This is a genomic window from Colwellia sp. BRX8-9 (assembly GCF_014077245.1).
GTDB lineage: Bacteria > Pseudomonadota > Gammaproteobacteria > Enterobacterales > Alteromonadaceae > Colwellia_A.
This window is the reverse complement of the sequence record NZ_JACGVN010000010.1, coordinates 25,866-51,785: the sequence shown is the minus strand read 5'-3', so window position 1 is coordinate 51,785 and position 25,920 is coordinate 25,866. Positions and strand designations below refer to the sequence as shown.

The window sequence follows — 25,920 nt, the reverse complement described above, 5'->3', positions numbered from 1 at the left end:
AGAATAACATGGCAAAACAAGACGAATTAGTATTTGGCATTCATGCTGTTAATGAATTAATTAAACGTGCTCCAGAACGCTTTATTGAGCTTTTTTTATTAAAAGGTCGTGAAGATGAACGGTTAATGACGATCATTAATTTGTCAAAAAAGTATGACATATCCACCCAGCTTGTTAGCCGTAAGGTCCTTGATGAAAAAAGTGATGGCGAACAGCATCAAGGCGTCTTAGCACGTATTACTCAAGGAAAAACTTACACCGAAAATGATCTCGTTGATATTCTAGCCCAAGCCAAACAAAAAGATGAAACACCCTTTTTATTAATTCTTGATGGTGTCACCGATCCTCATAATCTTGGTGCGTGTCTTAGAAATGCAGATGCGGCCGGTGTACAGGCTATTATTGTTCCAAAAGATAATGCGGCCCGCTTAACAGCAACAGTGCGTAAGGTTGCTGTTGGTGCAGCTGAAACCGTGCCATTGGTACAAGTGACAAATTTAGTACGTACGATGAAACAGTTGCAAGACAATGGTGTTTGGATTATTGGTACAGCAGGAGAAACGGATCATTGTTTGTACGATGAGAAATTAGCTGGCCCAATGGCATTAGTGATGGGCGCAGAAGGCAAAGGTATGCGTCGATTAACCCGTGAAAACTGTGATCAATTAGTTAAATTACCTATGGCTGGCAGTGTTTCAAGTTTAAATGTTTCTGTTGCTACCGGCATTTGTTTGTTTGAAATAGTACGCCAACGCCGTTAATGCTTACCTACATTTATGGTAGTTAAGTTGCTCCACAGCTTTAAACCTCAATAAAATCATCAAAGAAGTCATTTTCTTGGTGATTTTTTTGTTTATTGCCCTGTATCCTTATATTTATCTTGCCTTCGCTGCTTATATTTACTACACTTCGCGACCTTAATTCAGCCCGAACTTTTTGTTCCTTGCCTCTTTCTGGTGTTTGGCTGAGCCAGCTAATGAGGCTACAACCGTAAGGAGCTCGTAATGCGTCATTACGAAATCGTATTTATGGTTCACCCTGATCAGAGTGAACAAGTACCTGGCATGATCCAGCGCTATACAGACTTGATCAATGCTGCTGAAGGCAAAGTCCACCGTCTTGAAGACTGGGGCCGTCGCCAATTAGCATACCCAATCAATAAATTGCACAAAGCACACTATGTTTTATTAAACATTGAAGCGCCACAAGCAGTTATTGATGAGCTTGAAACAGCTTTCCGTTACAATGATGTTGTTATTCGTAACATGATCATGCGTACTAAAGACGCAGTAACAGAAGCGTCAGCAATGGCTGCTGCTAAAGAAGAACGTCGCGACGATCGCCGCGAAGTTAAGAAAGATGCTCCAGCTGTTACAGAAGCACCAGTTGCTACTGAAACTACAGAAGAAGCTGCGAGCGAATAAGTAACTCGTGACAAACTCTCTTTATGAGAATTGCCTTGTGTTGGTAGGTGAAGTGGTAAAACCACCGAAAAAATCAACAAGCCCTGCAGGTATTCAGCATTGTCAGTTTTCAATGGACCATAAGTCCATACAAAATGAAGCTGGCATGAACCGACAAGCATTTGTCCGGATACAGGTTGTCGCAACAGGTGAGCTGTCACAAAACTTAACTCGTGATTTAATTGCGGGCAGTAAGCTCAAAGTGACTGGTTTTATAAACCGTCATGAATCAAGAAATGGTAACCCACTTCTTGTCTTACATGCTCAACATATTGAAATGATTAATTAAGGTGGTTTTTTTGGTTGGTTAATCTACCCAATAAAGACACCATATTTAGGAGAAATCCATGTCTCGTTTTTTTAGACGTCGTAAGTTCTGCCGCTTCACAGCGGAAGGTGCTACCTCTATCGATTATAAAGATATTGCTACACTGAAAAACTATATCACTGAAAGTGGTAAAATCGTTCCTAGCCGTATTACTGGTACTGCCGCTAAATATCAACGTCAACTTGGTCGTGCGATCAAGCGTGCTCGTTACTTAGCTTTATTACCATATACTGATTTACATAAGTAACCTAAAAAGGGGTTTTGAAAATGGAAGTAATACTTCTTGATAAAATCGCCAAATTAGGCGGCCTTGGTGACAAGGTATCAGTTAAATCTGGTTATGCACGTAACTTCTTATTACCGCAAGGTAAAGCAGTTTTTGCATCTGAAGCTAACGTTGAACATTTTGAAGCACGTCGTGCTGAAATTGAAACAGCATTAGCAGCAACTTTAAAAGCTGCTGAAGCTAAAGCTGCTAAAATCGTTGAATTGGCTGAAATCACTATCGCATCATCTGCGGGTGAAGAAGGCAAATTATTCGGTTCTATCGGTACTAAAGATATTGCTGATGCAATTACTGAAGCAGGCGTTGAAGTAGCGAAAGCTCAAGTACGTATGCCTTTAGGTACAATCCGTGAAACGGGTGAATTCGAAATCGCAATTCACTTACACAACGATGTTGATACTAACATTAAAGTTGTTGTTATCGCTGAAGCTTAATTTAGTTCGCTAAATTACGTTGATAAAATACCGTTATTTCTTTTTAAGAATAGCGGTATTTTTTTGCCTATTGTTTCCGATAGTATAAATATTTTTACCTGAAAATTATCACTGTAAAATAATTCCCCTCTAAAATATCATCAAAAAGTAGGTATACTCCAGTCGTTAGCATTAAGTAAACCTCGTTCAATTAAACCGCCAATACCTTGTAAACCACCAGTATGTAATAAGACGAGGCGATGTCCTTTAGGAAAATACTGCTGATCTATTAAGTCTAATAACGCTAAAATCATTTTTCCTGAATATACAGGTTCAAAAATGAAACCTGTTTGTTGGCTAAAGCTTAATATTTTCTCCACATCTTCTTTACTAAATTTAGCATAACCGCCACGGTGAAATTCTGGCATTATTTGCCAATTACTGAAATGTAGATTATCACCGAGCAGGCTATTTACTTGTTCTGTTAAGTAACCATCTTGCTTTAATACGCCAATCCCTAAAAGATTATGCTGATTATTATCTGCTTTTATAAGTCCGGCTAATGTACCACCACTACCCACAGGCGTTACTAAAGTATCAAATTCACATTGTTGATTTAATTCAGTTATGACTTCGCCAACGCCAGCTAATGCTAAGGTGTTACTGCCGCCTTCAGGCACAATTAAATAGCCAGGGTATGTGAGTTGTAATTGAGCTAAGTACTCCTTGTTTTCACGAAGTCGATAGGATTTTCTGTCAACAAAGTGCAGTTCCATGCCCCATTGCTGCGCCATCGAGAGGGTGAAGTTACTCGCATATTCTTTTTCACCACGAATAATACCGATACTTTTTAACCCCTGCTTATGGCAAGCAAAGGCGAGGGCGTGAATATGATTAGAAAAACTACCACCAAAGCTTATCACACCAATATAGTTATGTGCTCGGGCGTGGCGTAAGTTAAATTTTAATTTACGCCATTTGTTGCCAGATATTATCGGATGAATAATGTCGTCTCGTTTGATCGAAACAGAGAGTTGATGCTTCTCAAATAAAGGGTGGATGATTTTCTGTAAAGGAGATTCTGTTTTCATAAAAGGTAATGTTATTCTTTACTTAAATATAACTACTCGATAAAAAACTTGCGCCTTCAATGGAATAGGGGATAATGATTTATAGACATCTGACTATAAATAATAATATTGATAAATGTCACTTATTAAAAAAATAAATAATTTTTTCTCCAAAGTTGAGTCCAAAGACTTGTTAGGTGTAAGTTTACATCAGCATTCTTTTGCTTTTTTTTCCTGTCCAGAGCAGGGGGAATCTCAGTTTCAACAAATTAACTCGCCATTGGCAGAGCATCCTCAACAGATTAAAATTCAAAAAGAAAAGTATCAGTTGCAAGGGCAATGTCATCTAGTGCTGGCTTCATCACAAACCCAAATATTGCAAGTCGACAAACCCAATATTCCCGATAATGAATTAAATGCCGCTTTAAAATGGCAGATTAAAGATCTCGTTAACCATTCTCCAGAAGATATGGTACTCGATTATTTTGACGGTCCAACACTTTCTGGTGGCAATGACAAAATAAACGTTGTTTGTGCTTCTAAAAAAGAATTATTAGCCTTAATTGGTCCACTTAATCAAGATGGGCTAATATTGAAGACGATTACTACCGAAGAATTCGCCTTTGCCAGTTTATTGCCAGTGAAAGATGATGCCTGTTTAATGGTATGTCAGCAACCTAACGAAGAAATAATTTTATTGATCGTTAAGCAAGGCAAAGTATTCTTCTCTCGTCGTTTACGTGGTTTTGCTCATATTGCAACCAAAACAGAAGAAGAGTTATCGTTTGGCATTGTTGATAATTTAAACCTTGAAATTCAACGCTCAACTGACTATTTTGAACGTCAATTAAAACAAGCACCTATACGCAGTATTGAAGTTATTGTGCCGATGGCTAATGAGGCGTTACTTGCACGTAAATTGGCTGAAAACACCAATGTTGCTGTGAACTTATTCACCATGCCTGAAGGTTTTAACCATGCACGAGAGTTTGCGGTAAGCTTAGGAGCAACAAAATTGAATAATATGGAGCCAATAAAATAATGGCAAAAAATTCAATTAATTTACTACAACAAGACTTATTGCCTAAACAAGTGCTGGTGACTTTACCCCGCGTTGTTATGCTTTGGTGTTTAACTCTCGTCTTTATGTTGTCTTGGACTTTTTTCAACCTTTATCAAGTAACTGAATTGACGGCTAAGTACGTAGCGCTTTCTCAAATAAAAACTAATCAAGATAACCAACTTGCTCAACTAGAAAATAAGCTCAAAGCGAACAGGGCAGACGTAACAGTGCTTGAAGAACTAGCAATGTTGAAAATTGTTTTGAAAAATAAAAGTGTGCTACTGAATGAATTAACTGATCGCACTCATACTTCGGTGGCAGGCTTTGCCTCATCGATGACAGAACTGTCTTTAATGCATCATAAAGACATTAGTTTGCAGCATGTTAATATTACTTATCAAGATTTAACGTTTTCTGGTGTGGCGCGAACGCCAGAAGCTGTACCCGCATGGTTAGCTAAATTTGAAACATCAAAGTTTTTATCAGGTAAATCATTTATTAATTTTTCTCTTAACGAAAATGAGCAAAAGCTTACCGAATTTTTAGTTAGTTCTAAATCAAAGACCGGAGGCGCCGATGAATAAACAATGGCAAGCGTATAGTGAAAAATATTTAACGATTACTCCTCGTGAACAATATATGGTGTTATTAACTGGGTTAGTTGCCATTATATTTATTATTCATAACTTCTTTATTGATGATAACGCGCTAAAGATTGTTAAGCTTGATAAGCAAATTATACAAGTGAACAACGACAATCGAACAGCTAAAGCTTCTATATTAATTTTTGAAGAAGGCTTGTCAAAAGATCCTAACGAATCATTAAATAAGCAAATTTCACAATATAAAGATAAATTAAATAAGGTTGATGTAAATTTATTAAAACTTACCTCAGACTTAATAGACCCTGTTCAAATGCGTTACGCGTTAATGCAGTTATTAAAAACCCAGAAAGGTGTTTCTTTACAATCATTTCAAGTTATTGCTGCACAGCCGATGAACATCGCTAGTACAGCGACTGCGGTTACCGATGATGGCACTAAAACGGCTATCGTTAACTCTGACCAGCCAGAATTGATACTTTATCGTCATGCGATAAAAATTAAACTCAGCGGTAGTTACTTTCAATTACGTGACTACTTAACACAGCTGGAAGCATTATCTTGGAAGTTTTTTTGGCAAGAGTTTACTTACCAGCTAAAAGAATACCCAGTGAGTGAGTTAGAAATAGAAATGTACAGCTTAAGTACTAAACGGGAGTTTATAGGTGTTTAAAATCTTAACTTTCAACAGTATTTTTTTTATAATTTTGCTGACTTCTATTGTGGCTAACGCTCAAGATGTTGACCCAACTAAACCGCTTTCAGGTACTGATTTTTCATCAATGAGTAAAGCTCAAACGACACCGAAAGCAGAATTAATATTAGAAAGTATTATTCATGGTGTAGAAGTACACACTGCTGTTATTAATGGCCAAGTGTTAAAAATAGGTGATTTTATTCGCCAATATGAATTAGTAGCTGTGAACAATACCAGCGTGGTCTTACGTTCAGCAGAAAAACGCTTAAAGCTCAGTGTTTTTTCTAGTGTCGTGGTTAAATCAAAATGAAAAGATATGATCAAATGAAAAACACTCAAAGAAAATTTTATTGTTTCACCTTACTGTTAACTTTGTTTGGTTGTCAAACGGCGCCAGATAAACCAACTGAAATGATTAATGCACTAGACAAAGCGATTGAAGAATCGAGTAAACCTGCGCCTAAAGCATTGCAACAAGTGCCAAGTGCTATTCAGCAAGAATTAATGCAACGTAATGTTAGCCAAGCTCGAGAGGGTTTATTGGCAGAAAAACGCTTAGAAATTGCCGCTAGCGATGTTAGCGCACAAGAGTTTTTCGCAGCCTTAGTCGACGAGTCAGCGTACAGCGTTGTTGTACATCCCGACGTAAGCGGTACGATTACCTTGAACTTGAAAAGCAGTACGCTTAATGAAGTGCTTGATGTTGTTGAAGAGGTTTATGGCTATGAAATTAGACGTAGTGGCAAAATAGTACAAGTTTATCCAGCCGGTATTCGCACTGAAACTATTCCACTAAATTATTTGTTTGTTAAACGCTCAGGCATGTCGAGTACTAGTATTAATTCTGGTGGCGTGTCAGAAAATGACCAAGGTAGTGGTAATAACTCAAATAACAGTTCAAACGGTAATTCAAACAATTCTGGTAATTCAGGTGGTGGAAACAACCAAAATAGTCAGCAAGGAAGTAGCGGTATTAATATTTATACTGAGACCACATCTGACTTCTGGGCTGAATTAAAAGAAACGCTAACGGTATTGGTAGGTTCTGAAGAAGGCCGTTCAGTTTTTGTTTCTCCGCAAGCAGGCTTAGTGACTGTTCGCGCTTTTCCAGATGAAATAAAAGTCATTAAGAGTTTTATTAACGATACAGAAACTCATTTACGTCGCCAAGTCATTATTGAAGCTAAGATTATGGAAGTTACGCTCAACGATGATTATCAGCAAGGTGTTAAATGGGATCAAATTTTAGGCAGTATTGGTAGCACTAACTTAGCTTTTTCAACGTCTGGCTCCATCGCTGGCAATGTTATTTCAAATACTATTGGTGGCACAAGTAATCTTACCATTAACAATAACGATTTTTCAGGCGTTATAGATTTACTCTCTACCCAAGGAAATGTTCAAGTATTGTCAAGCCCAAGAATTACCGCTACCAATAATCAAAAAGCGGTAATTAAAGTCGGTGGTGATGAATATTATGTTACTGAGGTTTCAAGTACGACGACTACCGGTACGTCAACTACTACTACACCTGAAATTAACCTAACCCCTTTTTTCTCAGGGATTGCTTTGGATGTTACCCCTCAAATAGATGGTAATGGTGAGGTTATTCTTCATGTTCATCCTTCAGTTACTTCAACTGATGAGCAGACTAAAGTTATTAAACTTGGCAGTGAAGAAATAATTTTACCACTTGCACAAAGTAGCGTACGTGAGTCCGATACTATTATTCGTGCTAAATCAGGTGAAATAGTGGTGATTGGTGGGTTAATAGAAACACGTAAAGTGATGTTAGATTCAAAAACACCTTTTTTGGGCGATATTCCATTTATGGGAGAGTTATTTAAAAGTAAAAGTGAAACTACCCAGAAAAAAGAACTGGTGATCATGTTAAAGCCGATTGTTATTGGCCAGGATACTTGGAAAAATCAATTACAAGATGCTCGCTCATTATTGAAACAATGGTTTCCTGAGGAAAATGATTTTTCTCAAAGTGAAAAAGGTAGGTCTGATGATTCTAGCGACAATGAATAATAGCTAAAATCTATGTACCTTTACCACTTTGGTTTAACGGAACTTCCGTTTACATTAACACCAAATACTGCATTTTATGTAGGGTTAGAGCCGCATAACGAAGCGTTAGCTGTTTTATTAACCGCGCTGAAAACAGGTGAAGGCTTTATAAAAGTTATCGGTGAAGTCGGTACGGGTAAAACCCTGCTTTGCCGTAAACTGCTTAACGAAATACCCGAACATTTTGTAACCGCTTATATTCCTAACCCTTATTTAAAACCTGATGAATTACGACGAGCGGTGGCGGTTGAATTAGGTATCAAACAAGCACAGCGAATGTCAGTGCAATTGCTTACTCAACGTATTCAACAGCGATTACTAGAACTTCATTTAGCCGGACATTCGGTAGTGCTTATACTTGATGAAGCACAAGCGTTACCAGAAGAAAGCCTAGAGGCTTTACGCTTATTTACTAACTTGGAAACTGAAACACGTAAACTTTTGCAAGTTGTGCTGTTCGCACAGCCAGAATTAGATGAGCGCTTAGCGACGAAAAGATTTAGGCAGTTAAAGCAACGTATCACTTTTTCTTATAAATTACGTGCCATGACAGCGCCAGAAGTTCAACGTTATATTCAACATCGTATGCAAGTTGCTGGCTATAAAGGTGCTTCTTTATTTAGTGCCGCCATATCGAAGAAGGTGGCGAAAGTTAGTTTAGGAATCCCACGTTTAGTTAATGTGTTATGTCATAAAATGTTGATGTTAAGTTATGGCCAAGGTCAATATCAGATAACGAACAAGCATTTATCTGTGGCGATAGAAGATACCGAAGCAACAACTCAAGCGAGCAATGTTAAAGGCTATTTAAGTATTACGGGTCTGATCATTTCAGCCATCTTAATTGTCTATGTTTTAAAAAATTATGGAGTGATCGCTTGAGCGTAATTAACCAGATGTTAAAAGATTTAGATCAGCGTAAAGCTCAACAACAAGGTTCGAGTGATTTTACCGTACCTGTTTCTTCAGCGTCCTTAAATAAAAAAACTGTTTTTATCAGTTTACTGGTCATTATTTTATTAAACATTTGCGGTATTTTTGTTTGGCAATTGTATGTTGAAAACCAAACATTAAAAATGTCTAATTCTTCAGAAATTAATCGAGTTGAAAAAAAAGCCGAGCAAAATCAGGTCGTAATAAGTGAAAGTTTAGCGCAACCACCGAACATCACTGAACCAGTAAACATGACCAAAAATAGTGTTGCAGCATCTAAACAGGCTAGTTTGAATAATAATTTGAAAAGAGAACAGCTAATTCAAGTTGACTTAAACCAAGCTAATTTAGCTGAAACTTTGTCTCAGAATATTACAGCCGAAGAAGCGCCCAGTAAGATTGATGTACCAGAGACAAAAAATAGTGGCTTAGTGAATGACTCAAATATTCAACAAGCGTCAATTGACTCTTTAGCGCCAGTAGCGAAAAAATCAACATTAACAATATCTCGAAAAGCACTAACGCCTTATCAACTTGCTGAGCAAAAATTAAAACGTGCTGAGCAAGCGCTTGCCAACAATGATATTTCTAAAGCAGAGACTATGTTCGAAGATGTATTATTAGTTCTGCCAACACATAAAACAGCGAGAAAACATTTAGCGGCTTTATGGTTTGGCCGTCAATCTTATGCTGCTGCGTTAAACTTACTTTCTCAAGGCATTAACTTATCCCCTGATGATAGCGAATTTCGGGTGATGCAAGCTCGAATTTATTTACAGCAAAACAGACTACAACAAGCATTCGCCACTTTAAATAATATGCCGAATGTCAATGATGTTATTAATGTCGAATATCAGAGTTTACGCGCAACAACAGCGCAGCAACTTAAGGAATTCACATTTTCTGCACAAGCCTACCAAATTTTAGTTAATATCGAACCTACTTCGGGGCGATGGTGGTTAGGCTTAGGCGTAGCTTTGGACAGTAATAGTGAATTTAAGCAAGCAAGTACAGCGTATCAAAACGCATTAACTAAAACAGGGTTATCTGCAAGCGCTGAGAATTTTGCCCGTCAGCGTATTATCGAGTTGGGAGAATAATTATGGCAGCACCTAAATTAAAAATGCGCCTAGGCGATTTATTAGTACACGAGCATATCATTACTAATGAACAATTAATGCAGGCACTGAATAGCCAGAAAGCGACAGGACGAAAACTAGGCGATACCTTAATTGAACTTGGCCACATCGGCGAGCGTCAATTACAAGAGTTCTTAGCGCAACAGCTTAATGTACCTTTCTTAGATATTAGTCAACGTCGTATTCCCAATGAAGTCGCCTCATTATTACCAGAAGTTCATGCACGTCGTTTACGCGCGTTAATCATTGAAGACCAAGGTGAAAGTGTCTTGCTAGGGATGAGCGATCCTGCTGATTTAAGTGGTCTAGACCAGCTTGAAAGAATGCTTGCTCCGAAAAAAATAAACCTTGCCGTGGTCATGGAGTCACAGCTTTATCAAGCATTTGATGGCTTGTATCGACGCACAGCAGATATTGAATCATTCGCCAGTCAGTTAGAAGAAGAGTATGAACAAACCACTGATTTCGATTTATCATCAACATTTTCAGATGACAGCGGTGATGCAACGGTTGGTAAATTATTACAATCGGTCTTTGAAGATGCGGTGCAGATGCGTGCCTCTGATATCCATATTGAGCCAGATGAAAATCTATTGCGCATTCGTCAGCGAATAGATGGAGTATTACAAGAAAATATTTTAAAAGAAAATAAAATTGCTTCAGCCATGGTTTTACGATTGAAACTAATGGCTGGCTTAGATATTTCAGAAAAACGTTTACCACAAGATGGCCGTTTTAATCTTCAAATTAAAGGCCATAATATTGATGTGCGTATGTCTACTATGCCAGTACAGTACGGTGAATCGGTCGTTATGCGATTACTTGACCAGTCTGCAGGTTTGCTGTCTCTCGATAAAATTGGAATGCCTGCCGACTTAGTCGCCCGTGTTCGTCACCAAATTACCCGGCCACATGGTATGGTGCTAGTTACAGGGCCAACAGGTAGTGGTAAAACAACAACTTTGTATGGCGCGTTAACCGAACTTAACCAAGCGAGTAAAAAAATTATTACCGTGGAAGACCCCGTAGAATATCGTCTACCTCGGATAAATCAGGTGCAAGTCGCACCAAAAATCAATTTAAATTTTTCAACCGTGCTACGTACTGCGCTTCGTCAAGATCCCGATATTATTATGGTTGGCGAAATGCGTGATCAAGAAACGGTCGAAATTGGTTTACGTGGCGCATTAACAGGTCACTTAGTACTATCAACACTGCATACCAATGATGCCATTACCAGTGCCTTACGATTAATTGATATGGGCGCAGCGGGTTTTCTTGTTGGTAGTTCACTACGCGCGGTGATTGCACAACGTTTAGTACGCAAAGTCTGTGAATATTGCCTTGAAGACCATTCGCCAGACAGTCAAGAAATGATGTGGCTGACTCATCTTGCTGGCGATGAAGCCACAACAGCCAATTATAAAAAAGGTCGTGGCTGTCAGTCATGCCAGTATACAGGTTATAAAGGACGTATAGGTGTATTCGAATTATTAGAAATGAATGATGCGATGATGGCGGCTTTAAAACGTGATGATGCTGAAGCATTCACTGAATTAGCAAAAGCTAATCCTACTTTCACACCGATAGCACAAGCGGCGTTTAATTATGCTAAACAGGGTATTATTAGCGCAGAAGAAGTACTTCGTTTAGTTGATAGTATTGACGTTCAGGGTTAAGAGTAGACTTACTTATGGCTATATTTAGTTACGTAGGCAGAAATGCTAGCGGCTCACAAGTTAAAGGGACAATAGAAGCAACAAACGCTAATACGGTTGCTGAGCAATTGTCACGTCAAGGCATTATTCCCGTTGCTATTAATAAATCAAAAGATAGCGGTTCAACAGATATAGCAAATATAGATATTGGAGATTTACTGGGCTTTTCTGCTATATCACTGGATGAACTCATTGTCTTTTGTCGACAAATGTATGCACTTGTTCGTTCGGGCGTTCCAATATTACGCGCGATCAACGGTATGGCAGAATCAAGTACTTCTGATAAATTAAAAGTTGCTTTAACTGATATTGGTAGTCAATTAGAAGGCGGCTACACCCTTTCAACCGCTTTAAGTAAATACCCTAAGCTTTTCTCACCTCTATTTGTTTCGTTAGTCCATGTTGGCGAGAATACCGGGCAGCTAGATGGTTCGTTCTTAAAGCTGGCCAATTATCTTGAACGAGAGCAAGACACCCGTAAACGAATAAAAACCGCCTTACGTTATCCAAGTTTTGTCCTCGGCGCCATTGTGATTGCTATGGTCATTTTGAATATTTTTGTTGTTCCTACATTTGCAAATATGTTTGCAAAATTAGGTGCTGACTTACCCGTGACTACAAAAATGCTAATTGCCAGTTCGAATTTCTTTTTAAACTACTGGCCTCATCTGCTTGTAGGAAGTGTATTTGGCTTCTTTGGCCTAAAAAATTATTTAAAAACTGAACGTGGTATGTATTTATGGGACCGATTAAAAACAAAATTACCGGTTGTCGGAGGGGTGATTGAACGGTCTATTCTGTCACGATTTTCCCATACATTTGCCATTGTACTTAAAGCCGGTGTTCCTTTAACAACAGGATTAACCTTAGTTGCAGACGCCGTAGATAACACTTATATGCGAGATAAAATTTTAGCCATGCGCGGTGGTATTGAAAGTGGAGATAGTTTATTGCGCTCAGCCAATGCCAGTAAGTTATTTACGCCTCTCGTTTTACAAATGGTGGCTGTTGGTGAAGAAACCGGTCGAGTAGACGAGCTTCTAGAAGAAGTCGGTGATTACTATGAACGCGAGGTTGATTACGAACTGAGTACGTTAACGGCTCGTATTGAGCCGATAATGATCGCTATTGTTGCCGCTATGGTATTGGTGCTTGCACTGGGTATATTTACTCCAATGTGGGACATGATGTCGGCCTTTAAAGGTAAATAGTGTTTGTCTTTAATTGTTACGTTTGATTATTATCAATGTAATGAGCCTATGACTTGAAACGTAGATCAATTTAGCTTGTTGATTTAATCGTTGAGGTATTTATAGCCTAATAATTTTTATGGATTAAGTTAGTTATAATATGACATTACAACAGGTAAGTGCTAAAAAGGGTAAGTCGTTAGCTGAAAATCTGATCATACTCGCTATGATTGGCTTACTTATGGCGACATTCCTCTATTATTTTTTTAAACAAGAGCAGCATTTATCACGTGTAGGTTTTGATTCTGTTGCCAATACATTTTCCGCACGAGTTATAGGTATTCATGCGCAATGGTTTATGGATAATAAACCCACCTGGGTCTTGATCAAAGAAGCAACAGCAGTCAATGGCGATCGCGAAAATAATCGCATTGCCGTAAACAAATTGGGTTGGGTTGATATAGCAACTGTAAATAACCTAAGTAATGAAAACGAGTGTCAGAAAATATGGCAACAAGTGTTAGCAACACCTATGATTTATATAAAACAGCCTATTTCAGCAGTAATAGTCAATATAAAAACTAATCAAGTGGGGCAGCAACAAAAATATCTTTGCCAATATAGCTTACCTTCGGGTGAATATTTTGAATATCACCCAAGCAACGGTAAGGTTACTGAAATAAAGATACATTAATAAAAAGTAGTGAATTTGTTTTATATACGTTAATAATGCTATAAAAGTACACTAAGTAAGTGACTTTATTAGTAAATCGTTGTTAGAATCAATTTATAACACTAGTCAAAGCGCTAGCAAAACGATAGAAGAGGTTGTGATGAAAAAACAAGCAGGTTTTACACTCATTGAATTAGTCATTGTTGTGGTTATTTTAGGTTTCTTAGCGGTAACGGCCATTCCTAAATTTATTGATTTAACTGATCAAGCTAAACAAGCCAACATCGAAGGTATGGCAGGTGGTTTTGCAACGGGTATTTCTCTAGCTAGAGCTCAGTGGGAAGCTGAAGGGCGCACGACTACTGGCACAAATAACACCACAGTTTATGATGGTGTGAGTCTAACATTAACCACTGAAGCAGCAGGTGTGCGTCCTGGTTATGTAACGGGTTTAACCGATGGGGCAACATTAGGTGATGGCTTCAACGCAGCTAACTGTAAAGAAATTTGGGATAATATTTTTCAACAACCTCCAACATTAGAAACATTTGCTAACTCAGACAGTACAACAAATTATATTGTTGCTGAAACAGGTGATGTCGCTGACTCACATTGTATTTATTATTTAACAGAAACATTGAATAAAGACGCAACAACGGGGGCTTTTGTTGACCCGGGTGTAGCAAATATAGGCAACAATTTTACCTATTATCCTGCGACTAGTCGTGTAGAGATTAATATTGCAGTAACAAACTAATCGTTAGATAGATAAAAATTTAAAATTAAATTAAAAGGTAAATTATGAAAAAATTACAAAAGCAAGCCGGTTTTACGTTAATTGAATTAGTTATTGTTATCGTTATTTTAGGTATTTTAGCGGCAACGGCAGCACCTAAGTTTATTAATTTGACTGGTGATGCACGTTCAGCTACAGTCGAGGCTGTTGAAGGTGCATTAAATTCAGCCGCAGATTTAGCTCGTGCCAAAGCTTTAGTTTCAGGAACTGCTAATGGCAGTCTTAGTATCGCAGGTTCAACTATTGTGTTTGCTGGTGGTTGGCCAACAGAGGAGACTATTGGTTTGTTACTTGAAATAGACTCTACGGGTAGTGATTTTTCTGAAGTTTCTGGTACTCCTGGAACTTTTACTCATAATGATGCGGCAGAGCCTACAACTTGTCAGGCAATATACAATGCAACCGGTGCAAGCAATACGGTAAGACCAGATATTAAAAGTATAGTGACTGATTGTAACTAATCAATAACAGCTCTATCGATATAAGAAACCGAGCAATGCTTGGTTTTTTATGTCACTTAATATCATTCAGCTTTAAGTTCTTACCCCAAACATCAATAAGAGGGTAAGTGTGCTTTGCTTCTTTAAGTACTTCTTCGTATTGTTCTCTTTTTCCTAAAACACTTAAACACAGTAGTATCTTTGAATAAACACTCGGACGAGGTTTATAGCGCACACGACTTAACCCCCAATCAATATATTGTTGCAGTTTGCCAGTATTCTTTTCTTTAAGTCCTGAGATTAATATGAGGCTGTATATATTAGCCTCAAATCGACTTTGCCAAGCTACAGGGTTAATGATTTGTTCAAATGATTCTATATTTTGGTGACCATTTTTTTCATATGCGGTAATGATAATACCCGTATGTAGAGTTGTCGCTAAAAAAGGTAGGAAAATAACAGGTAATAAAACCGCAACAAAACGTAATAAAAAGGTTTTATCGAATGAAAAATTATTTTTATCACTACTACCTTGTATATCAGTAAACCATAATAAAATTATGAATATAAACCAGTGGCTTATTGAGCTATAAAAAGGAAACTCTAATTGGCTGTGCAGCAGTAATGGGATAATCAATCCTAAAATGGCTAATCGCTTGGCGAGCTTATTATTTATTTTTAGCCAGCTTTTCATATAGGCCACAAAGAAAAAAGCCATTCCTAATAAAGCAACAATTCCACCTTCACTGACCCAATATAAAACTTCATTGTGAGGGTGTGATAACATCAGTAATGGATGGTTAATCTCTGAAGTATCTAATTTTAACTGGTTATTAAAATCTAGATAACTACGTTCAAATCCTCCATAGCCAAAACCAAATATTGGTTTTTCCAATATCATTTTGATTGATATTAAATAAATATCAGAACGAGCCGTAATATTTGTAACCCTTTTTTCGATTAGGTTACTAGGTTTGTCGACAATACTAAGTTGGGCTAAAAATAAAGCTGAAAGTACGATCAACAATAATTTAGTCAATTGTTTTTTATTGACCAAAAATAGGTATGGCGCTATCAATAAGCTTGTGATTATAACTACTAAGTAACCTGTTCTTGAAGAAAGTGGAATAATCAGAAAGCTGGTATTAAATAGTGTGATGTAAATAAACCATTTTTTTAGGAAAGCATATTTTTTTTTGTCAACATCGACAGTTAAATATAAACTCAAACTGATGCCTAAGCCCATAAAACTTGCCATAACATTAGGTTGTAAAAAACTGCCGTGAGGCCGACTAATTCCCATCTTATAACCACCCCAATCACCTGTTTCTAAAATAAAATATTGTACTAAGCCAAAACTTGCTTGTAGAGCAACGGCAATTAATATCCACCAGAGAACTTGTTGAGGGTTATTTCTTAATTCATCAAATTGATATAAAGATAACAGAAGCAATAAACCACCGGCCAAACCTAGTAAGCGTGGAATAGCGTGGTCACTGAACTCACTGCCATAAAACATAGGCACACATAAACACAGAAACCCCAATAAACTGTAAAGCTGTAATTTACTAAGAATGACTTTTTTATTAATAGTAATTTGCCAAAGACCTAAAGAAATAAGTATGGTGGCGATTAACCAACCAAAAACATTGAATGACAAATAAAGCCCTGTGCCACCGGGTGTTTCAAGAACAATATGCATGGCAAAGCAGAAGTATAAAATGAGAAAAAATCGGAAATAGGGAAATAGCGTCACGGTAATTTAGTCAGAGAAAATAGTGCATAAAGAGTAAAGTGCTTCATCTATATTTACAATATTTAATCGGTTAATTGTTTGTCGTTTACAAGATATATTTTTATAAACAAATACGATATGCTATTTAATATTAAATAGATGAGATTTTTCAAAAGTGAAAGTATCAATGGACTCTAAAGTGACACTAATACAGTCAAAAAAAATTACTCAAGGCTTTACGCTTATTGAGTTGATCGTGGTTATTGTTATTTTAGGTATTCTTGCTGCCACAGTAGCGCCAAAATACATAGACATAACATCTGATGCTCATACAGCGACATTAGAAGCTGTAAAGGGATCTTTAGAAGGAGCGTCGGCTCTTGTCTATAGTAAGTCTATAGTTGCTGGAAATCAGAATATCCATAGAAATGATTCACCAACAGTTGCCTTGTCTGATGGTCCTCTTAATATTCATTACGGTTACCCCAAAGCAAATGTTGCAGATTGGAAAAGGTTGATTGAAGTTGACGAGAATGTTTATTCTATGCTCATTGCTGGAGATGGATCATTAATTATATATAGATCCGATAGAGAAGGTGCTCCCCCTACTCGCATTGTATTTGATTGTATAGCTTATTACAGGCAAGGGGGCGAAAATCGTAAGTCTGTAGCAGGGGTAAACCCTTGCATTTAAATTATGAAACTCTCTAAGTAAAGAGATTTAATAAGGGGGAGTTAATGCTTTATAAATTGAATTATAATAACTTTAAGAATATAACTGGTTTCACTACAATTGAACTAGTTGTTGTGATCATACTTATTGGTATTATTTCTGCCACCGTAATCCCTAAAATGCAATCAACAGGTGGATATGAAGAAATAATCTATCAAGATGAAACCGTTACCAAACTTCGCAGTATTCAGTTACGTGCCATGCAAGATACCTCTGTTAGCGGGTGTCATGATGTATTAGTTACGAGTGATAAGTTAGGTATTCCAGATGTTAGCTGCACAACTTTTGTTGATAATAATGTGAACAGTACCACCATCGTTAAAATAATCGAAGATGGGGTGAGCTTTCAATATGCAGGTGGTTCAACACTTTTTTCTTTTGATCATTTAGGACGACCTGTTGATTGTGTTTCTCCTTGCCAAATTAGTATAGTTGGTAAAGAACAAACCCTCATTGTTGCCATTAACGATCAAGGCTATATTTATGCTGTTAATTAATCAGATAAAATATCAGAGTACTGCAAAACAAACTGGCTTTACGCTGATTGAAATTATTGTCGGTATCGTGGTTTTATCTACTACTTATGCCGTGCTAACAACTTTGATATATCCTCTAGCAAGCCAAAGTGCTGCTCAAGTTCATCAGATCAGAGCTGCGGAATTAGGTCAATCCATGATCAATGAAATTTTAGGCAAAGCCTTTGATGAAAACTCTGATATGTCCGGTGGTTTTTTACGATGTGGAGAAATTTCTGCAGATCTTTGTACTACATCGGCGAATTTGGGTGCTGACGGCAGTGAGCAGCGCGTTGATTATAATGATGTAGATGATTACAACTCGATTAATTTTACTGACGATAACATTCTCAACTCTCAAGGTAATCCTATTTCTGATGTTTATGTCGGCTTCTCTATGAATGTTTCGGTAATTTATGACAGTGATTATAGTGGAACATATGATGCAAGTGTTGATGATGAAAAAACAACAAAGTTAATTACTATTACTGTGCGCAGCCCACAAGATGATGATTACATTTTTTCGGTATATAGGGTGAACTTCTAATGCTTTCTCGTTTTTGTCAGCCCAATAACCTTAAAATAAATGCTATTCATTGCTTACATTCAAAAAAAGAAAACTTTAAAACGGGGCATTTTAAAAATATAAAATCAAAAGGCTTTACGTTAATTGAGTTTATAGTCGCTATGGTATTATTGGGTATACTCGCGGTAGGTGTTAGCTCTTTTTTACAATTTGGCAGTCAAATATATTCTGATGTATCGGCACGAGATCAAATATTATCATCTGCCCGGTTTGCCATTGAAAGACTCAACAGAGAACTTAGAGGTGCGTTGCCTAATAGTGCACGGATAACGACCAACGGCTGTTTAGAGTTTATGCCGATTCAATCTAGTGCTATTTATGTTGATATCCCCGTTGCTCCAGACTCAGCAAGTGATAAAGTTACTATTGTGCCAGCTTCGACCACGGTCAGTATTACAGATGTAGTAACCTTTAATGCGATCGTTTACCCTTTAAATTCGAATGATGTTTATCTTTCATCTAATCAGAAGTTTTATCCTATTGATAGTGCAATTTATTCGACTAACTCTTCGATAGACCCGCATGTTTTAACATTAGATAGTTCAGTGCTATTTGCCGAAGAATCAACAACCAACAGAGTATATTTTATCGACGACTCTGTGATGTATTGTATCGAAGGCAGCGATGACAATAATAGTTTAATTCGATACGATGTGACAAGTCATAGTATCACCGGCGAGCCAGTCAACTTAAGCAATAGAGCTGTAATGGCAGAATATCTAAAAGATGATTCTGCCTTTAGTACGATTGGTGCTAATTTGCAGCGAAATGCAATTGTTTCGATTCGATTATATTTTACAAGGCAATTCGAAGAAATTTTATTTGAGAATGAAATACAGGTGCCGAATGTTCCATAGCGATAGAAGTATAAATTTACATAAACGCGATGATTGCGTTATTCAAGTCACAGCCAAGCAAAAGGGTAGTGCTATCGTTATCGCTATTTTTGTCATTGTGGTAATGGCTTTACTTGGTGCGGGGTTGGTTAAAATATTATCATCAAGTGCTGAGTCTGTAGCTTATGAAGTTATCGGTACGCGTGCATATGCAGCAGCGCAGACGGGGGCTCAATGGCAATTACTCGAAGTTTTTCCTCATGACACTGATATAAGAACGACATGCCAAAATATTATAATTGAACCTGATTTTTCGAATGTTAAAGGTTTAGAGAATTGCGAAGCTTTAGTAACCTGTAATGATGACGGTGAATTTGATGGCACAACCTACTATATTATTACCAGTACAGGTCAATGTTCCATCGGCGGTGTTATAACATCTCGTACCGTTAAAATAGAAGCAAGAAGCCTATAACGTCTGTTGCAGTGTTTTAGCATTAAGTGTTAGAAATTTTTACAGTTTACTTTATGTATATATACCTAAAAGAGCAACCTGTTGTTTTTTAATGGAATTTACTGGTTGGCATAACTTGTGCTTACTAGTTGATATACTAAGTTTTTCATTAATTGAGAATTATAATGATTAAGTTTTCTTTGAAATTAGCTGTTTTTCTAATTTATTTGTTATCAAGCGCAGCTCATGCTGGCTTAATAGATGAATCTGGTGTTTGGGTTTGTGACGATCCTGAAGATGAGGTTTGTATAATCAGTGATGTAATCCCTGAAGAGTTTTATATAGTTAAAGGTCAATTTCAGTGGGTATGGGCATCTTATGTAAATACAGAGTTTTATGACGGGAATCAATTAATGAGCCCTGAAGATTTTCATCTAAATGAAGGGTGGCGATTTGCAACTACAAACGAAGAATTATTTGAACTATCTGAACTTACACTTAGTGATTTTACCAATGATAATGGGAGTTTAATTGAAGCTGCGATATATTGGAATACACGCTATATGGGTGTTGATAGCCTTAATTTAGATGATAGTGACATTTCAAGCGTTTGGGTTTCTAATGTTCATGACAATTTCTTTTTCGATACTTTTTACGTTCGCAATACTCCAGCTCAAGTACCTGAACCTACAACAATTATGATTTTTGCCATTGCTTTAATCGCATTATCCATGAGAAATCGTGTAATTCAATAGTTTCGAATTTGTAGCGTTTACGTGCAAACAGCCTCGTCAATACGGGGCTTTTTATTGCCTTAAAATAATTATATAGGACCTATATTAGGCTCGCTAAATTTATTTGAAAAGATGTGCCGATAAAAAACAGTTGGCTTTTAAGCCGAACATTCATCTTTATTCATTAGTCATCATGAAATTTTATTCACCGATAAATATGATTAATTAGCATGGTAATCTCGTGGTAAAATGCTGAAATTTATTAAATAGGTTATCCAAAAAGATTGATTTTTAATTCGCGGCGAGTGTAAAAATATTTTTGTCATTTTATGGTAATAATTAGGGAACTATTGGTGTTGAATACAAGACTAAAGATTGGCGAAAGTGTAACTGCACCGCAAAAGTAAGTAACACAACCGATAAACGTAATTGTGCAATTGTAACATTTTGTCCAAATCGAGAAAATGTTACTATGACTTTTTAACAAGAATGAGGGATTTAATACATTATTGATTAACAATTCCCTCAATTTTGGCTTAGTCATTAAAAATATGCTAAAAAAGTGATGTTTTTTATCATTCAAACAACACAAATTTGAAACACTCAGGTATGATTAGCCCATATAATATATTATTAACAAACTTGACAAAATGCTCATTGATTAACTCAATGCTTTGTTGAGAATAAAAGAGATTAATTCTCTTTTTATAACACTTTAGGATATTTAGATCTTATGTTTAAAAAATTACGCGGCATGTTTTCTAATGATTTATCAATAGATTTAGGAACGGCGAACACTCTTATTTATGTAAAAGACCAAGGCATCGTTTTGAATGAGCCTTCGGTAGTTGCTATTCGCCAAGACCGCTCTGGTGGTTCAAAAAGTGTAGCTGCAGTAGGTTCTGCTGCAAAACAAATGCTGGGCAGAACGCCAGGTAATATTGAAGCTATTCGCCCAATGAAAGATGGTGTTATCGCTAACTTTTTTGTTACTGAAAAAATGCTGCAATACTTTATTAAACAAGTTCACAGTAATAATTTTTTACGCCCAAGTCCTCGTGTACTTGTTTGTGTTCCTTGCGGTTCTACTCAAGTTGAACGTCGCGCTATTCGTGAGTCTGCACTTGGTGCTGGCGCCCGTGAAGTTTATCTTATTGACGAACCAATGGCTGCGGCTATTGGTGCAGGTATGCCCGTTTCAGAAGCTACAGGTTCGATGGTAGTTGATATTGGTGGTGGTACCACTGAAGTCGGTATTATTTCATTGAACGGTGTGGTTTATTCTTCTTCTGTACGTATCGGTGGCGATAAGTTTGACGATGCCATTATCAATTACGTACGTCGTAATTTTGGTAGTTTAATTGGCGAAGCAACCGCTGAGCGTATTAAACATGAAATTGGTTCAGCCTACCCAGGTGAAGAAGTATTAGAAATTGAAGTACGTGGCCGTAACTTAGCTGAAGGTGTTCCTCGTAGTTTTACGTTGAACAGCAATGAAATATTAGAAGCACTACAAGAACCACTAACCGGCATTGTTAGTGCTATTATGGTTGCTTTAGAGCAAGCGCCACCAGAACTAGCCTCTGACATTTCAGAACGTGGTATGGTACTTACTGGTGGTGGCGCATTATTACGTGACTTGGATCGTTTATTAATGGAAGAAACTGGCATTCCTGTTGTCGTTGCTGATGATCCACTTACGTGTGTGGCTCTTGGTGGTGGTAAAGCGCTTGAGATGATTGATATGCACGGCGGCGATTTATTCTCTTATGAATAAGTAACCTTCCGTCTGTCGTTGTAGGGTAAATTTAGCGGGTAGAAGTACTTATTGACTGATGTCATCTTGTATTTATTACTTAAATTTACCTATGTAGCTTAACGATGACCATTCCCTAAATAAATTTTAGGTTTATATGAATCCAATATTTAAACATGGCCCTTCCCCTCAGCACCGCCTCTTGTTGGTGCTGTTTTGTTCTGTGTCTTTAATTTTTTTCGATCACAAAATGAATAGCTTTGAAAATATTCGAGGTTATTTACAGTCTCTGGTCAGCCCCTTACAGTATTTAGCGACGACTCCTAAGCAAGTCATGACTTGGGCTGCCGAAAATATTGTTACGCGGCGACAACTACTCAGTGATAACCAGCAATATAAAGTTGAAGAATTGCGTTTTCATCAACAACTATTAGAACTTGAAATTATCAAGAAAGAAAATACGCGGTTGCGTTTATTACTGGCCTCGCCGATACGTGGTGAAGTAAAGAAAATGGTCGCTGAAATAATATCAGTCGACTCTGATCCGTATAGTCAGCAAGTCGTTATTAACCGTGGCAGTGATGATGGTGTCTTTGAAGGTCAACCTGTTATTGACGATGAAGGTATTGTTGGGCAAGTATTACATGTGGGCATTAATAGTAGTCGGGTTATTTTAATTACTGATGTCACTCACGCCGTACCTGTTAGAGTTAGTCGAAATGGTGTGCGTTTAGTCGCTTCAGGAACAGGACAAATAGACAGATTAACCCATAATTTTGTGCAACACAGTACGGATGTTCGCACGGGTGATTTATTAGTAACTTCAGGTCTTGGTGATAAGTACCCTGAAGGGTATCCTGTTGCACGAGTGACCAAAGTTTCACAGAATGATGCAAATGCCTTTGCTTTAGTACAAAGTCAGCCGGTCGCTAAAATTGATCGATTACGCTATTTATTATTGCTGTGGCCTGAAAAAGCATCAGAGATTTTTGCGCCTTCGCAAAAAGTAGTAACACCAAACGTACCTGATAATAAAAAAAGTGAAGATAACACAGGACTAAATAATGTCGATACGTAACCTTTTGATTATTATTTTTACTACGGTTATCGCTTTAATCGCCAGCATTATGCCATTACCCCAGAGTATTGATGTTTTTCGTCCAGACTGGGTATTAGTGGTCTTAGTATACTGGTGCTTAGCCTTACCCGCGCGTGTTAATGTTATAACCGCTGGTTTTGTTGGCTTATTACTTGATGTTTTACTGGGGTCTATTCTCGGTGTGCACACGATGGCGATGGCCCTTGCTGTTTATATTATCGCGGGCAACTTTCAAAAAATTAGAAATTTCTCTGTTTGGCAACAATCACTCATTGTTGGTGTTTTATCGGCGTTATATCATTTAATTGTTTTTTGGATGCAACGGTTTTTAACTGATGCCGTGTTCCTACCTAGTTATTTATATCCGGTGATCACAACGATTGTACTGTGGCCTTGGGCGTTTTTATTATTAAGAAAAGTACGTCGTCACTTTCGTATTACTTAACCCCTGTTATTGACCCGTTAACTGAGTAATTTTTCTATGAAGCCTGTTTTAATTTTAGCGTCACAGTCACCACGAAGAAAAGAATTACTTAGCCAACTTGGTTATCAATTTCAAACTATTTCTGCTGATATCGATGAAAGCATCATCGACAATGAATCACCAAGCGATTATGTGTTACGTTTGGCGATTGAAAAAGCGACGGTAGTCTCAAAAAATCAAGTAGCAGGCAGTGTCGTTCTCGGTTCTGATACTAGCGTTATTTTCGACAATCATATTCTTGGTAAACCGGAGAATATTGCAGCATGCTGTCAACAACTGCTAATGTTATCAAACAACACTCACCAAGTACTGACCGCCATTGCCGTTGTAAAAAACAAACAAATATTATCCGCGGTTATTTCTACGGATGTTACCTTTAAAAAATTGTCTGTTGAAGAAATTAAGCGCTACTGGCATACCGGTGAACCTCAAGATAAAGCAGGCTCGTACGGTATTCAAGGTATTGGTGGACAATTTGTGACACAAATTAAAGGTAGTTATTCTGCTGTAGTCGGTTTACCTTTATATGAAACAGCAAAATTATTGGCTGAGTTAGGTTTACCTACCCCTGTTCAAGACCAAGCAAGCCCCCTCAGCGACGGAGAAATTTTATGAGCGGTGAATTACTGATTAATGTAACCCCAAGTGAAACTCGAGTTGCGCTAATAGAAAATGGCGTATTGCAAGAAGTTCATGTTGAACGTGAATCTCGTCGTGGTTTGGTTGGCAATATTTATCTAGGTAAAGTTATTCGGGTTTTACCGGGTATGCAAGCAGCCTTTATTGATATTAATTTAGAAAAAGCCGCGTTCTTACATGCTTCAGACATCAACACTAAACTCATTATTAGTAATGACGATTTGCCCGCTGACCACGTACCTGACATTAGAGCGTTAGTGCATGAAGGCCAGCAAATTGTGGTTCAGGTCATTAAAGATCCACTGGGCACCAAAGGAGCGCGCTTAACCACAGATATTACCGTAGCCGCTCGATATTTGGTGTTAATGCCAAATGCTAATCATGCGGGCATATCACAACGTATTGAATCTTCAAAAGAGCGCAATCGTCTCAAAGATATTATTACGCCATATTGTAGTGAGGAACACGGATTTATTGTTCGAACGGCTGCTGAAGGTGCTGATGAAAAAGAATTAAAACATGATGCTGAATTTTTACGTCGTGTCTGGAAAAAAGTGCAAGACCGTAAAAAAAGAAAGCAAATGAAAGCGCCTATCTATCAAGATCTTTCATTAGCATTTCGTGTACTCCGTGATTTTGTTGGTATTGATCTTGAACGAATTCGTATCGATTCAAAACTGACTTTTGAGCAGTTGCGGGAATTTACCGAAGAATTTGTCCCTAATTTAACCCCTTTTTTAGAAAATTACCCAGGGGAGCGACCAATCTTTGACTTGTTTGATGTCGAAAATGAGATACAAAGAGCGTTGCATAGAAGAATTGAATTGAAGTCGGGTGGTTACTTAATTATTGATCAAACCGAAGCGATGACCACGATTGATATAAATACCGGTGGATTTGTCGGCCATCGTAATCTAGAAGAAACTATTTTTAATACTAATTCAGAAGCCACACAAGTCATTGCTCGACAGTTGAGACTGAGAAATCTAGGTGGCATCATTATTGTCGATTTTATTGACATGAACAGTGCCGAGCACCAAAAACGTGTGTTACACAGTTTAGATGTAGCGATGGCGAAAGATAATGTTAAATACAGTATTAGTAAGTTTTCTAAGCTTGGCTTAGTAGAAATGACCCGTAAACGTACCCGAGAGAGTCTAGAACATATATTGTGTGGAGAATGTTCAGTGTGTTCAGGTCGAGGGCATTTAAAAACTGTTGAAACCGTTTGTTTTGAAATTTTGCGTGAAATAGTACGAGTAAATCGCGCCTATGATTCAGATAAATTCACTGTTTATGCTTCTTCTGCAGTGAGTGAGTCACTAATTAATGATGAATATCATCACCTTGCTGAGTTAGAAGTTTTCATCGGTAAGCAAATTAAAGTTCAGACAGAAACCATGTATAATCAAGAGCAGTTTGATGTGATTATGATGTAATTAAAAACTATCGATAAAGGCCATTA

30 protein-coding genes are annotated in these 25,920 nt (G+C 37.5%); 28 read left to right on the top strand and 2 right to left on the bottom strand.

Annotated features, from left to right (window positions below):
- Window positions 1-8: 8 nt before the first annotated feature.
- The 5 genes from rlmB to rplI all read left to right on the top strand — a co-directional run bounded on the left by rlmB (window position 9) and on the right by rplI (window position 2,511).
- Entirely contained in the window at window positions 9-761 is a 753-nt protein-coding gene (gene rlmB, locus H4J70_RS10200) for a 23S rRNA (guanosine(2251)-2'-O)-methyltransferase RlmB (RefSeq protein ID WP_070375544.1), read from the top strand.
- Between the two features lie 243 nt (window positions 762-1,004).
- Window positions 1,005-1,424: a 30S ribosomal protein S6 gene (gene rpsF, locus H4J70_RS10195; RefSeq protein WP_070375545.1), complete on the top strand. Its 420-nt coding sequence runs from the start codon at window positions 1,005-1,007 to the stop codon at window positions 1,422-1,424.
- A gap of 37 nt (window positions 1,425-1,461) precedes the next feature.
- Entirely contained in the window at window positions 1,462-1,752 is a 291-nt protein-coding gene (gene priB / locus H4J70_RS10190) for a primosomal replication protein N (RefSeq protein ID WP_083277989.1), read from the top strand.
- Window positions 1,753-1,810: 58 nt separating this feature from the next.
- A complete protein-coding gene (gene rpsR, locus H4J70_RS10185) occupies window positions 1,811-2,038 on the top strand; it encodes a 30S ribosomal protein S18 (RefSeq protein ID WP_070375547.1) in 228 nt (75 codons plus the stop codon).
- A 20-nt stretch (window positions 2,039-2,058) separates the two neighbouring features.
- Window positions 2,059-2,511 carry a 50S ribosomal protein L9 gene (rplI, locus tag H4J70_RS10180; RefSeq protein WP_182175428.1) on the top strand — a complete coding sequence of 151 codons (453 nt, stop codon included), beginning with the start codon at window positions 2,059-2,061 and terminating at the stop codon, window positions 2,509-2,511.
- Window positions 2,512-2,651: 140 nt separating this feature from the next.
- Here the strand turns inward: rplI and H4J70_RS10175 are convergent, their stop codons facing one another.
- A complete protein-coding gene (locus tag H4J70_RS10175) occupies window positions 2,652-3,581 on the bottom strand; it encodes a 1-aminocyclopropane-1-carboxylate deaminase/D-cysteine desulfhydrase (RefSeq protein ID WP_182251072.1) in 930 nt (309 codons plus the stop codon).
- Window positions 3,582-3,696: 115 nt separating this feature from the next.
- Between H4J70_RS10175 and H4J70_RS10170 the strand changes: the two genes are divergently transcribed.
- The 12 genes from H4J70_RS10170 (at window position 3,697) to H4J70_RS20905 (ending at window position 14,905) form a co-directional block, all read left to right on the top strand.
- Window positions 3,697-4,602, top strand: a complete 906-nt coding sequence (locus H4J70_RS10170; RefSeq protein ID WP_182215563.1) for an MSHA biogenesis protein MshI — start codon at window positions 3,697-3,699, stop codon at window positions 4,600-4,602.
- Entirely contained in the window at window positions 4,602-5,207 is a 606-nt protein-coding gene (locus H4J70_RS10165) for a PilN domain-containing protein (protein WP_182221277.1), read from the top strand. The genes H4J70_RS10170 and H4J70_RS10165 overlap by 1 nt, the downstream gene beginning before the upstream one ends.
- Window positions 5,200-5,898, top strand: coding sequence for a hypothetical protein (locus tag H4J70_RS10160; RefSeq protein ID WP_182221276.1), 699 nt, complete (start codon window positions 5,200-5,202; stop codon window positions 5,896-5,898). Before H4J70_RS10165 ends, H4J70_RS10160 begins: the two co-directional genes overlap by 8 nt.
- A 49-nt stretch (window positions 5,899-5,947) precedes the next feature.
- Window positions 5,948-6,232, top strand: coding sequence for a hypothetical protein (locus H4J70_RS10155; protein ID WP_182221275.1), 285 nt, complete (start codon window positions 5,948-5,950; stop codon window positions 6,230-6,232).
- Window positions 6,233-6,246: 14 nt separating this feature from the next.
- On the top strand, window positions 6,247-7,956 hold the full coding sequence (mshL, locus tag H4J70_RS10150) for a pilus (MSHA type) biogenesis protein MshL (protein ID WP_182215556.1): 1,710 nt from the start codon (window positions 6,247-6,249) through the stop codon (window positions 7,954-7,956).
- A gap of 12 nt (window positions 7,957-7,968) precedes the next feature.
- Complete coding sequence (locus H4J70_RS10145) at window positions 7,969-8,877, top strand: ExeA family protein (protein WP_182215554.1); 909 nt, start codon at window positions 7,969-7,971, stop codon at window positions 8,875-8,877.
- A complete protein-coding gene (locus tag H4J70_RS10140; RefSeq protein ID WP_182251071.1) occupies window positions 8,874-10,028 on the top strand; it encodes a lipopolysaccharide assembly protein LapB in 1,155 nt (384 codons plus the stop codon). Before H4J70_RS10145 ends, H4J70_RS10140 begins: the two co-directional genes overlap by 4 nt.
- A gap of 2 nt (window positions 10,029-10,030) precedes the next feature.
- On the top strand, window positions 10,031-11,746 hold the full coding sequence (locus H4J70_RS10135; protein WP_182251070.1) for a GspE/PulE family protein: 1,716 nt from the start codon (window positions 10,031-10,033) through the stop codon (window positions 11,744-11,746).
- A gap of 14 nt (window positions 11,747-11,760) precedes the next feature.
- A complete protein-coding gene (locus H4J70_RS10130) occupies window positions 11,761-12,996 on the top strand; it encodes a type II secretion system F family protein (RefSeq protein WP_182251069.1) in 1,236 nt (411 codons plus the stop codon).
- 139 nt (window positions 12,997-13,135) lie between these two features.
- The gene (locus H4J70_RS10125; protein ID WP_182251068.1) at window positions 13,136-13,669 is read left to right on the top strand and encodes a hypothetical protein; all 534 of its coding nucleotides are present in this window, start codon (window positions 13,136-13,138) and stop codon (window positions 13,667-13,669) included.
- 139 nt (window positions 13,670-13,808) lie between these two features.
- Window positions 13,809-14,405, top strand: coding sequence for a type II secretion system protein (locus H4J70_RS10120; protein ID WP_182251067.1), 597 nt, complete (start codon window positions 13,809-13,811; stop codon window positions 14,403-14,405).
- 44 nt (window positions 14,406-14,449) lie between these two features.
- The gene (locus tag H4J70_RS20905; RefSeq protein ID WP_182251066.1) at window positions 14,450-14,905 is read left to right on the top strand and encodes a prepilin-type N-terminal cleavage/methylation domain-containing protein; all 456 of its coding nucleotides are present in this window, start codon (window positions 14,450-14,452) and stop codon (window positions 14,903-14,905) included.
- Between the two features lie 52 nt (window positions 14,906-14,957).
- Here the strand turns inward: H4J70_RS20905 and H4J70_RS10110 are convergent, their stop codons facing one another.
- On the bottom strand, window positions 14,958-16,586 hold the full coding sequence (locus H4J70_RS10110; RefSeq protein WP_182251065.1) for a PglL family O-oligosaccharyltransferase: 1,629 nt from the start codon (window positions 16,584-16,586) through the stop codon (window positions 14,958-14,960).
- 232 nt (window positions 16,587-16,818) lie between these two features.
- Here H4J70_RS10110 and H4J70_RS20900 point away from each other — a divergent pair, with 232 nt between their 5' ends.
- The 11 genes from H4J70_RS20900 (at window position 16,819) to rng (ending at window position 25,894) form a co-directional block, all read left to right on the top strand.
- Window positions 16,819-17,313 carry a prepilin-type N-terminal cleavage/methylation domain-containing protein gene (locus H4J70_RS20900; protein WP_310733820.1) on the top strand — a complete coding sequence of 165 codons (495 nt, stop codon included), beginning with the start codon at window positions 16,819-16,821 and terminating at the stop codon, window positions 17,311-17,313.
- A 44-nt stretch (window positions 17,314-17,357) separates the two neighbouring features.
- Window positions 17,358-17,849: a hypothetical protein gene (locus H4J70_RS10100; protein WP_182251063.1), complete on the top strand. Its 492-nt coding sequence runs from the start codon at window positions 17,358-17,360 to the stop codon at window positions 17,847-17,849.
- A complete protein-coding gene (locus tag H4J70_RS10095; RefSeq protein ID WP_182251062.1) occupies window positions 17,836-18,414 on the top strand; it encodes a prepilin-type N-terminal cleavage/methylation domain-containing protein in 579 nt (192 codons plus the stop codon). Before H4J70_RS10100 ends, H4J70_RS10095 begins: the two co-directional genes overlap by 14 nt.
- On the top strand, window positions 18,414-19,310 hold the full coding sequence (locus H4J70_RS10090) for a PilW family protein (protein ID WP_182251061.1): 897 nt from the start codon (window positions 18,414-18,416) through the stop codon (window positions 19,308-19,310). The genes H4J70_RS10095 and H4J70_RS10090 overlap by 1 nt, the downstream gene beginning before the upstream one ends.
- Window positions 19,300-19,764 (top strand): type II secretory pathway component, encoded by a 465-nt coding sequence (locus H4J70_RS10085; protein ID WP_182251060.1) that lies wholly within the window; start codon window positions 19,300-19,302, stop codon window positions 19,762-19,764. Before H4J70_RS10090 ends, H4J70_RS10085 begins: the two co-directional genes overlap by 11 nt.
- A 164-nt stretch (window positions 19,765-19,928) precedes the next feature.
- The gene (locus tag H4J70_RS10080; RefSeq protein WP_182251059.1) at window positions 19,929-20,498 is read left to right on the top strand and encodes a PEP-CTERM sorting domain-containing protein; all 570 of its coding nucleotides are present in this window, start codon (window positions 19,929-19,931) and stop codon (window positions 20,496-20,498) included.
- 712 nt (window positions 20,499-21,210) lie between these two features.
- Entirely contained in the window at window positions 21,211-22,254 is a 1,044-nt protein-coding gene (locus H4J70_RS10075) for a rod shape-determining protein (protein ID WP_070375565.1), read from the top strand.
- 136 nt (window positions 22,255-22,390) lie between these two features.
- Complete coding sequence (mreC, locus tag H4J70_RS10070; protein ID WP_182244109.1) at window positions 22,391-23,311, top strand: rod shape-determining protein MreC; 921 nt, start codon at window positions 22,391-22,393, stop codon at window positions 23,309-23,311.
- Window positions 23,298-23,777: a rod shape-determining protein MreD gene (gene mreD / locus H4J70_RS10065; protein WP_070375567.1), complete on the top strand. Its 480-nt coding sequence runs from the start codon at window positions 23,298-23,300 to the stop codon at window positions 23,775-23,777. Before mreC ends, mreD begins: the two co-directional genes overlap by 14 nt.
- 36 nt (window positions 23,778-23,813) lie before the next feature.
- On the top strand, window positions 23,814-24,431 hold the full coding sequence (locus H4J70_RS10060) for a nucleoside triphosphate pyrophosphatase (protein ID WP_182251058.1): 618 nt from the start codon (window positions 23,814-23,816) through the stop codon (window positions 24,429-24,431).
- The gene (gene rng / locus H4J70_RS10055; RefSeq protein ID WP_182175473.1) at window positions 24,428-25,894 is read left to right on the top strand and encodes a ribonuclease G; all 1,467 of its coding nucleotides are present in this window, start codon (window positions 24,428-24,430) and stop codon (window positions 25,892-25,894) included. Before H4J70_RS10060 ends, rng begins: the two co-directional genes overlap by 4 nt.
- Window positions 25,895-25,920 lie beyond the last annotated feature (26 nt).

What these genes read in the sequence shown, in the direction of transcription:
- rlmB (WP_070375544.1), top strand. Translation starts at nt 9, where the DNA reads ATGGCAAAACAAGACGAATTAGTATTTGGCATTCATGCTGTTAATGAA.
- rpsF (WP_070375545.1), top strand. Translation starts at nt 1,005, where the DNA reads ATGCGTCATTACGAAATCGTATTTATGGTTCACCCTGATCAGAGTGAA.
- rpsR (WP_070375547.1), top strand. Translation starts at nt 1,811, where the DNA reads ATGTCTCGTTTTTTTAGACGTCGTAAGTTCTGCCGCTTCACAGCGGAA.
- rplI (WP_182175428.1), top strand. Translation starts at nt 2,059, where the DNA reads ATGGAAGTAATACTTCTTGATAAAATCGCCAAATTAGGCGGCCTTGGT.
- H4J70_RS10175 (WP_182251072.1), bottom strand. Translation starts at nt 3,581, where the DNA reads ATGAAAACAGAATCTCCTTTACAGAAAATCATCCACCCTTTATTTGAG.
- H4J70_RS10170 (WP_182215563.1), top strand. Translation starts at nt 3,697, where the DNA reads ATGTCACTTATTAAAAAAATAAATAATTTTTTCTCCAAAGTTGAGTCC.
- H4J70_RS10165 (WP_182221277.1), top strand. Translation starts at nt 4,602, where the DNA reads ATGGCAAAAAATTCAATTAATTTACTACAACAAGACTTATTGCCTAAA.
- H4J70_RS10160 (WP_182221276.1), top strand. Translation starts at nt 5,200, where the DNA reads ATGAATAAACAATGGCAAGCGTATAGTGAAAAATATTTAACGATTACT.
- mshL (WP_182215556.1), top strand. Translation starts at nt 6,247, where the DNA reads ATGAAAAACACTCAAAGAAAATTTTATTGTTTCACCTTACTGTTAACT.
- H4J70_RS10145 (WP_182215554.1), top strand. Translation starts at nt 7,969, where the DNA reads ATGTACCTTTACCACTTTGGTTTAACGGAACTTCCGTTTACATTAACA.
- H4J70_RS10135 (WP_182251070.1), top strand. Translation starts at nt 10,031, where the DNA reads ATGGCAGCACCTAAATTAAAAATGCGCCTAGGCGATTTATTAGTACAC.
- H4J70_RS10130 (WP_182251069.1), top strand. Translation starts at nt 11,761, where the DNA reads ATGGCTATATTTAGTTACGTAGGCAGAAATGCTAGCGGCTCACAAGTT.
- H4J70_RS10125 (WP_182251068.1), top strand. Translation starts at nt 13,136, where the DNA reads ATGACATTACAACAGGTAAGTGCTAAAAAGGGTAAGTCGTTAGCTGAA.
- H4J70_RS10120 (WP_182251067.1), top strand. Translation starts at nt 13,809, where the DNA reads ATGAAAAAACAAGCAGGTTTTACACTCATTGAATTAGTCATTGTTGTG.
- H4J70_RS20905 (WP_182251066.1), top strand. Translation starts at nt 14,450, where the DNA reads ATGAAAAAATTACAAAAGCAAGCCGGTTTTACGTTAATTGAATTAGTT.
- H4J70_RS10110 (WP_182251065.1), bottom strand. Translation starts at nt 16,586, where the DNA reads ATGCATATTGTTCTTGAAACACCCGGTGGCACAGGGCTTTATTTGTCA.
- H4J70_RS10100 (WP_182251063.1), top strand. Translation starts at nt 17,358, where the DNA reads ATGCTTTATAAATTGAATTATAATAACTTTAAGAATATAACTGGTTTC.
- H4J70_RS10095 (WP_182251062.1), top strand. Translation starts at nt 17,836, where the DNA reads ATGCTGTTAATTAATCAGATAAAATATCAGAGTACTGCAAAACAAACT.
- H4J70_RS10090 (WP_182251061.1), top strand. Translation starts at nt 18,414, where the DNA reads ATGCTTTCTCGTTTTTGTCAGCCCAATAACCTTAAAATAAATGCTATT.
- H4J70_RS10085 (WP_182251060.1), top strand. Translation starts at nt 19,300, where the DNA reads ATGTTCCATAGCGATAGAAGTATAAATTTACATAAACGCGATGATTGC.
- H4J70_RS10080 (WP_182251059.1), top strand. Translation starts at nt 19,929, where the DNA reads ATGATTAAGTTTTCTTTGAAATTAGCTGTTTTTCTAATTTATTTGTTA.
- H4J70_RS10075 (WP_070375565.1), top strand. Translation starts at nt 21,211, where the DNA reads ATGTTTAAAAAATTACGCGGCATGTTTTCTAATGATTTATCAATAGAT.
- mreC (WP_182244109.1), top strand. Translation starts at nt 22,391, where the DNA reads ATGAATCCAATATTTAAACATGGCCCTTCCCCTCAGCACCGCCTCTTG.
- mreD (WP_070375567.1), top strand. Translation starts at nt 23,298, where the DNA reads ATGTCGATACGTAACCTTTTGATTATTATTTTTACTACGGTTATCGCT.
- H4J70_RS10060 (WP_182251058.1), top strand. Translation starts at nt 23,814, where the DNA reads ATGAAGCCTGTTTTAATTTTAGCGTCACAGTCACCACGAAGAAAAGAA.
- rng (WP_182175473.1), top strand. Translation starts at nt 24,428, where the DNA reads ATGAGCGGTGAATTACTGATTAATGTAACCCCAAGTGAAACTCGAGTT.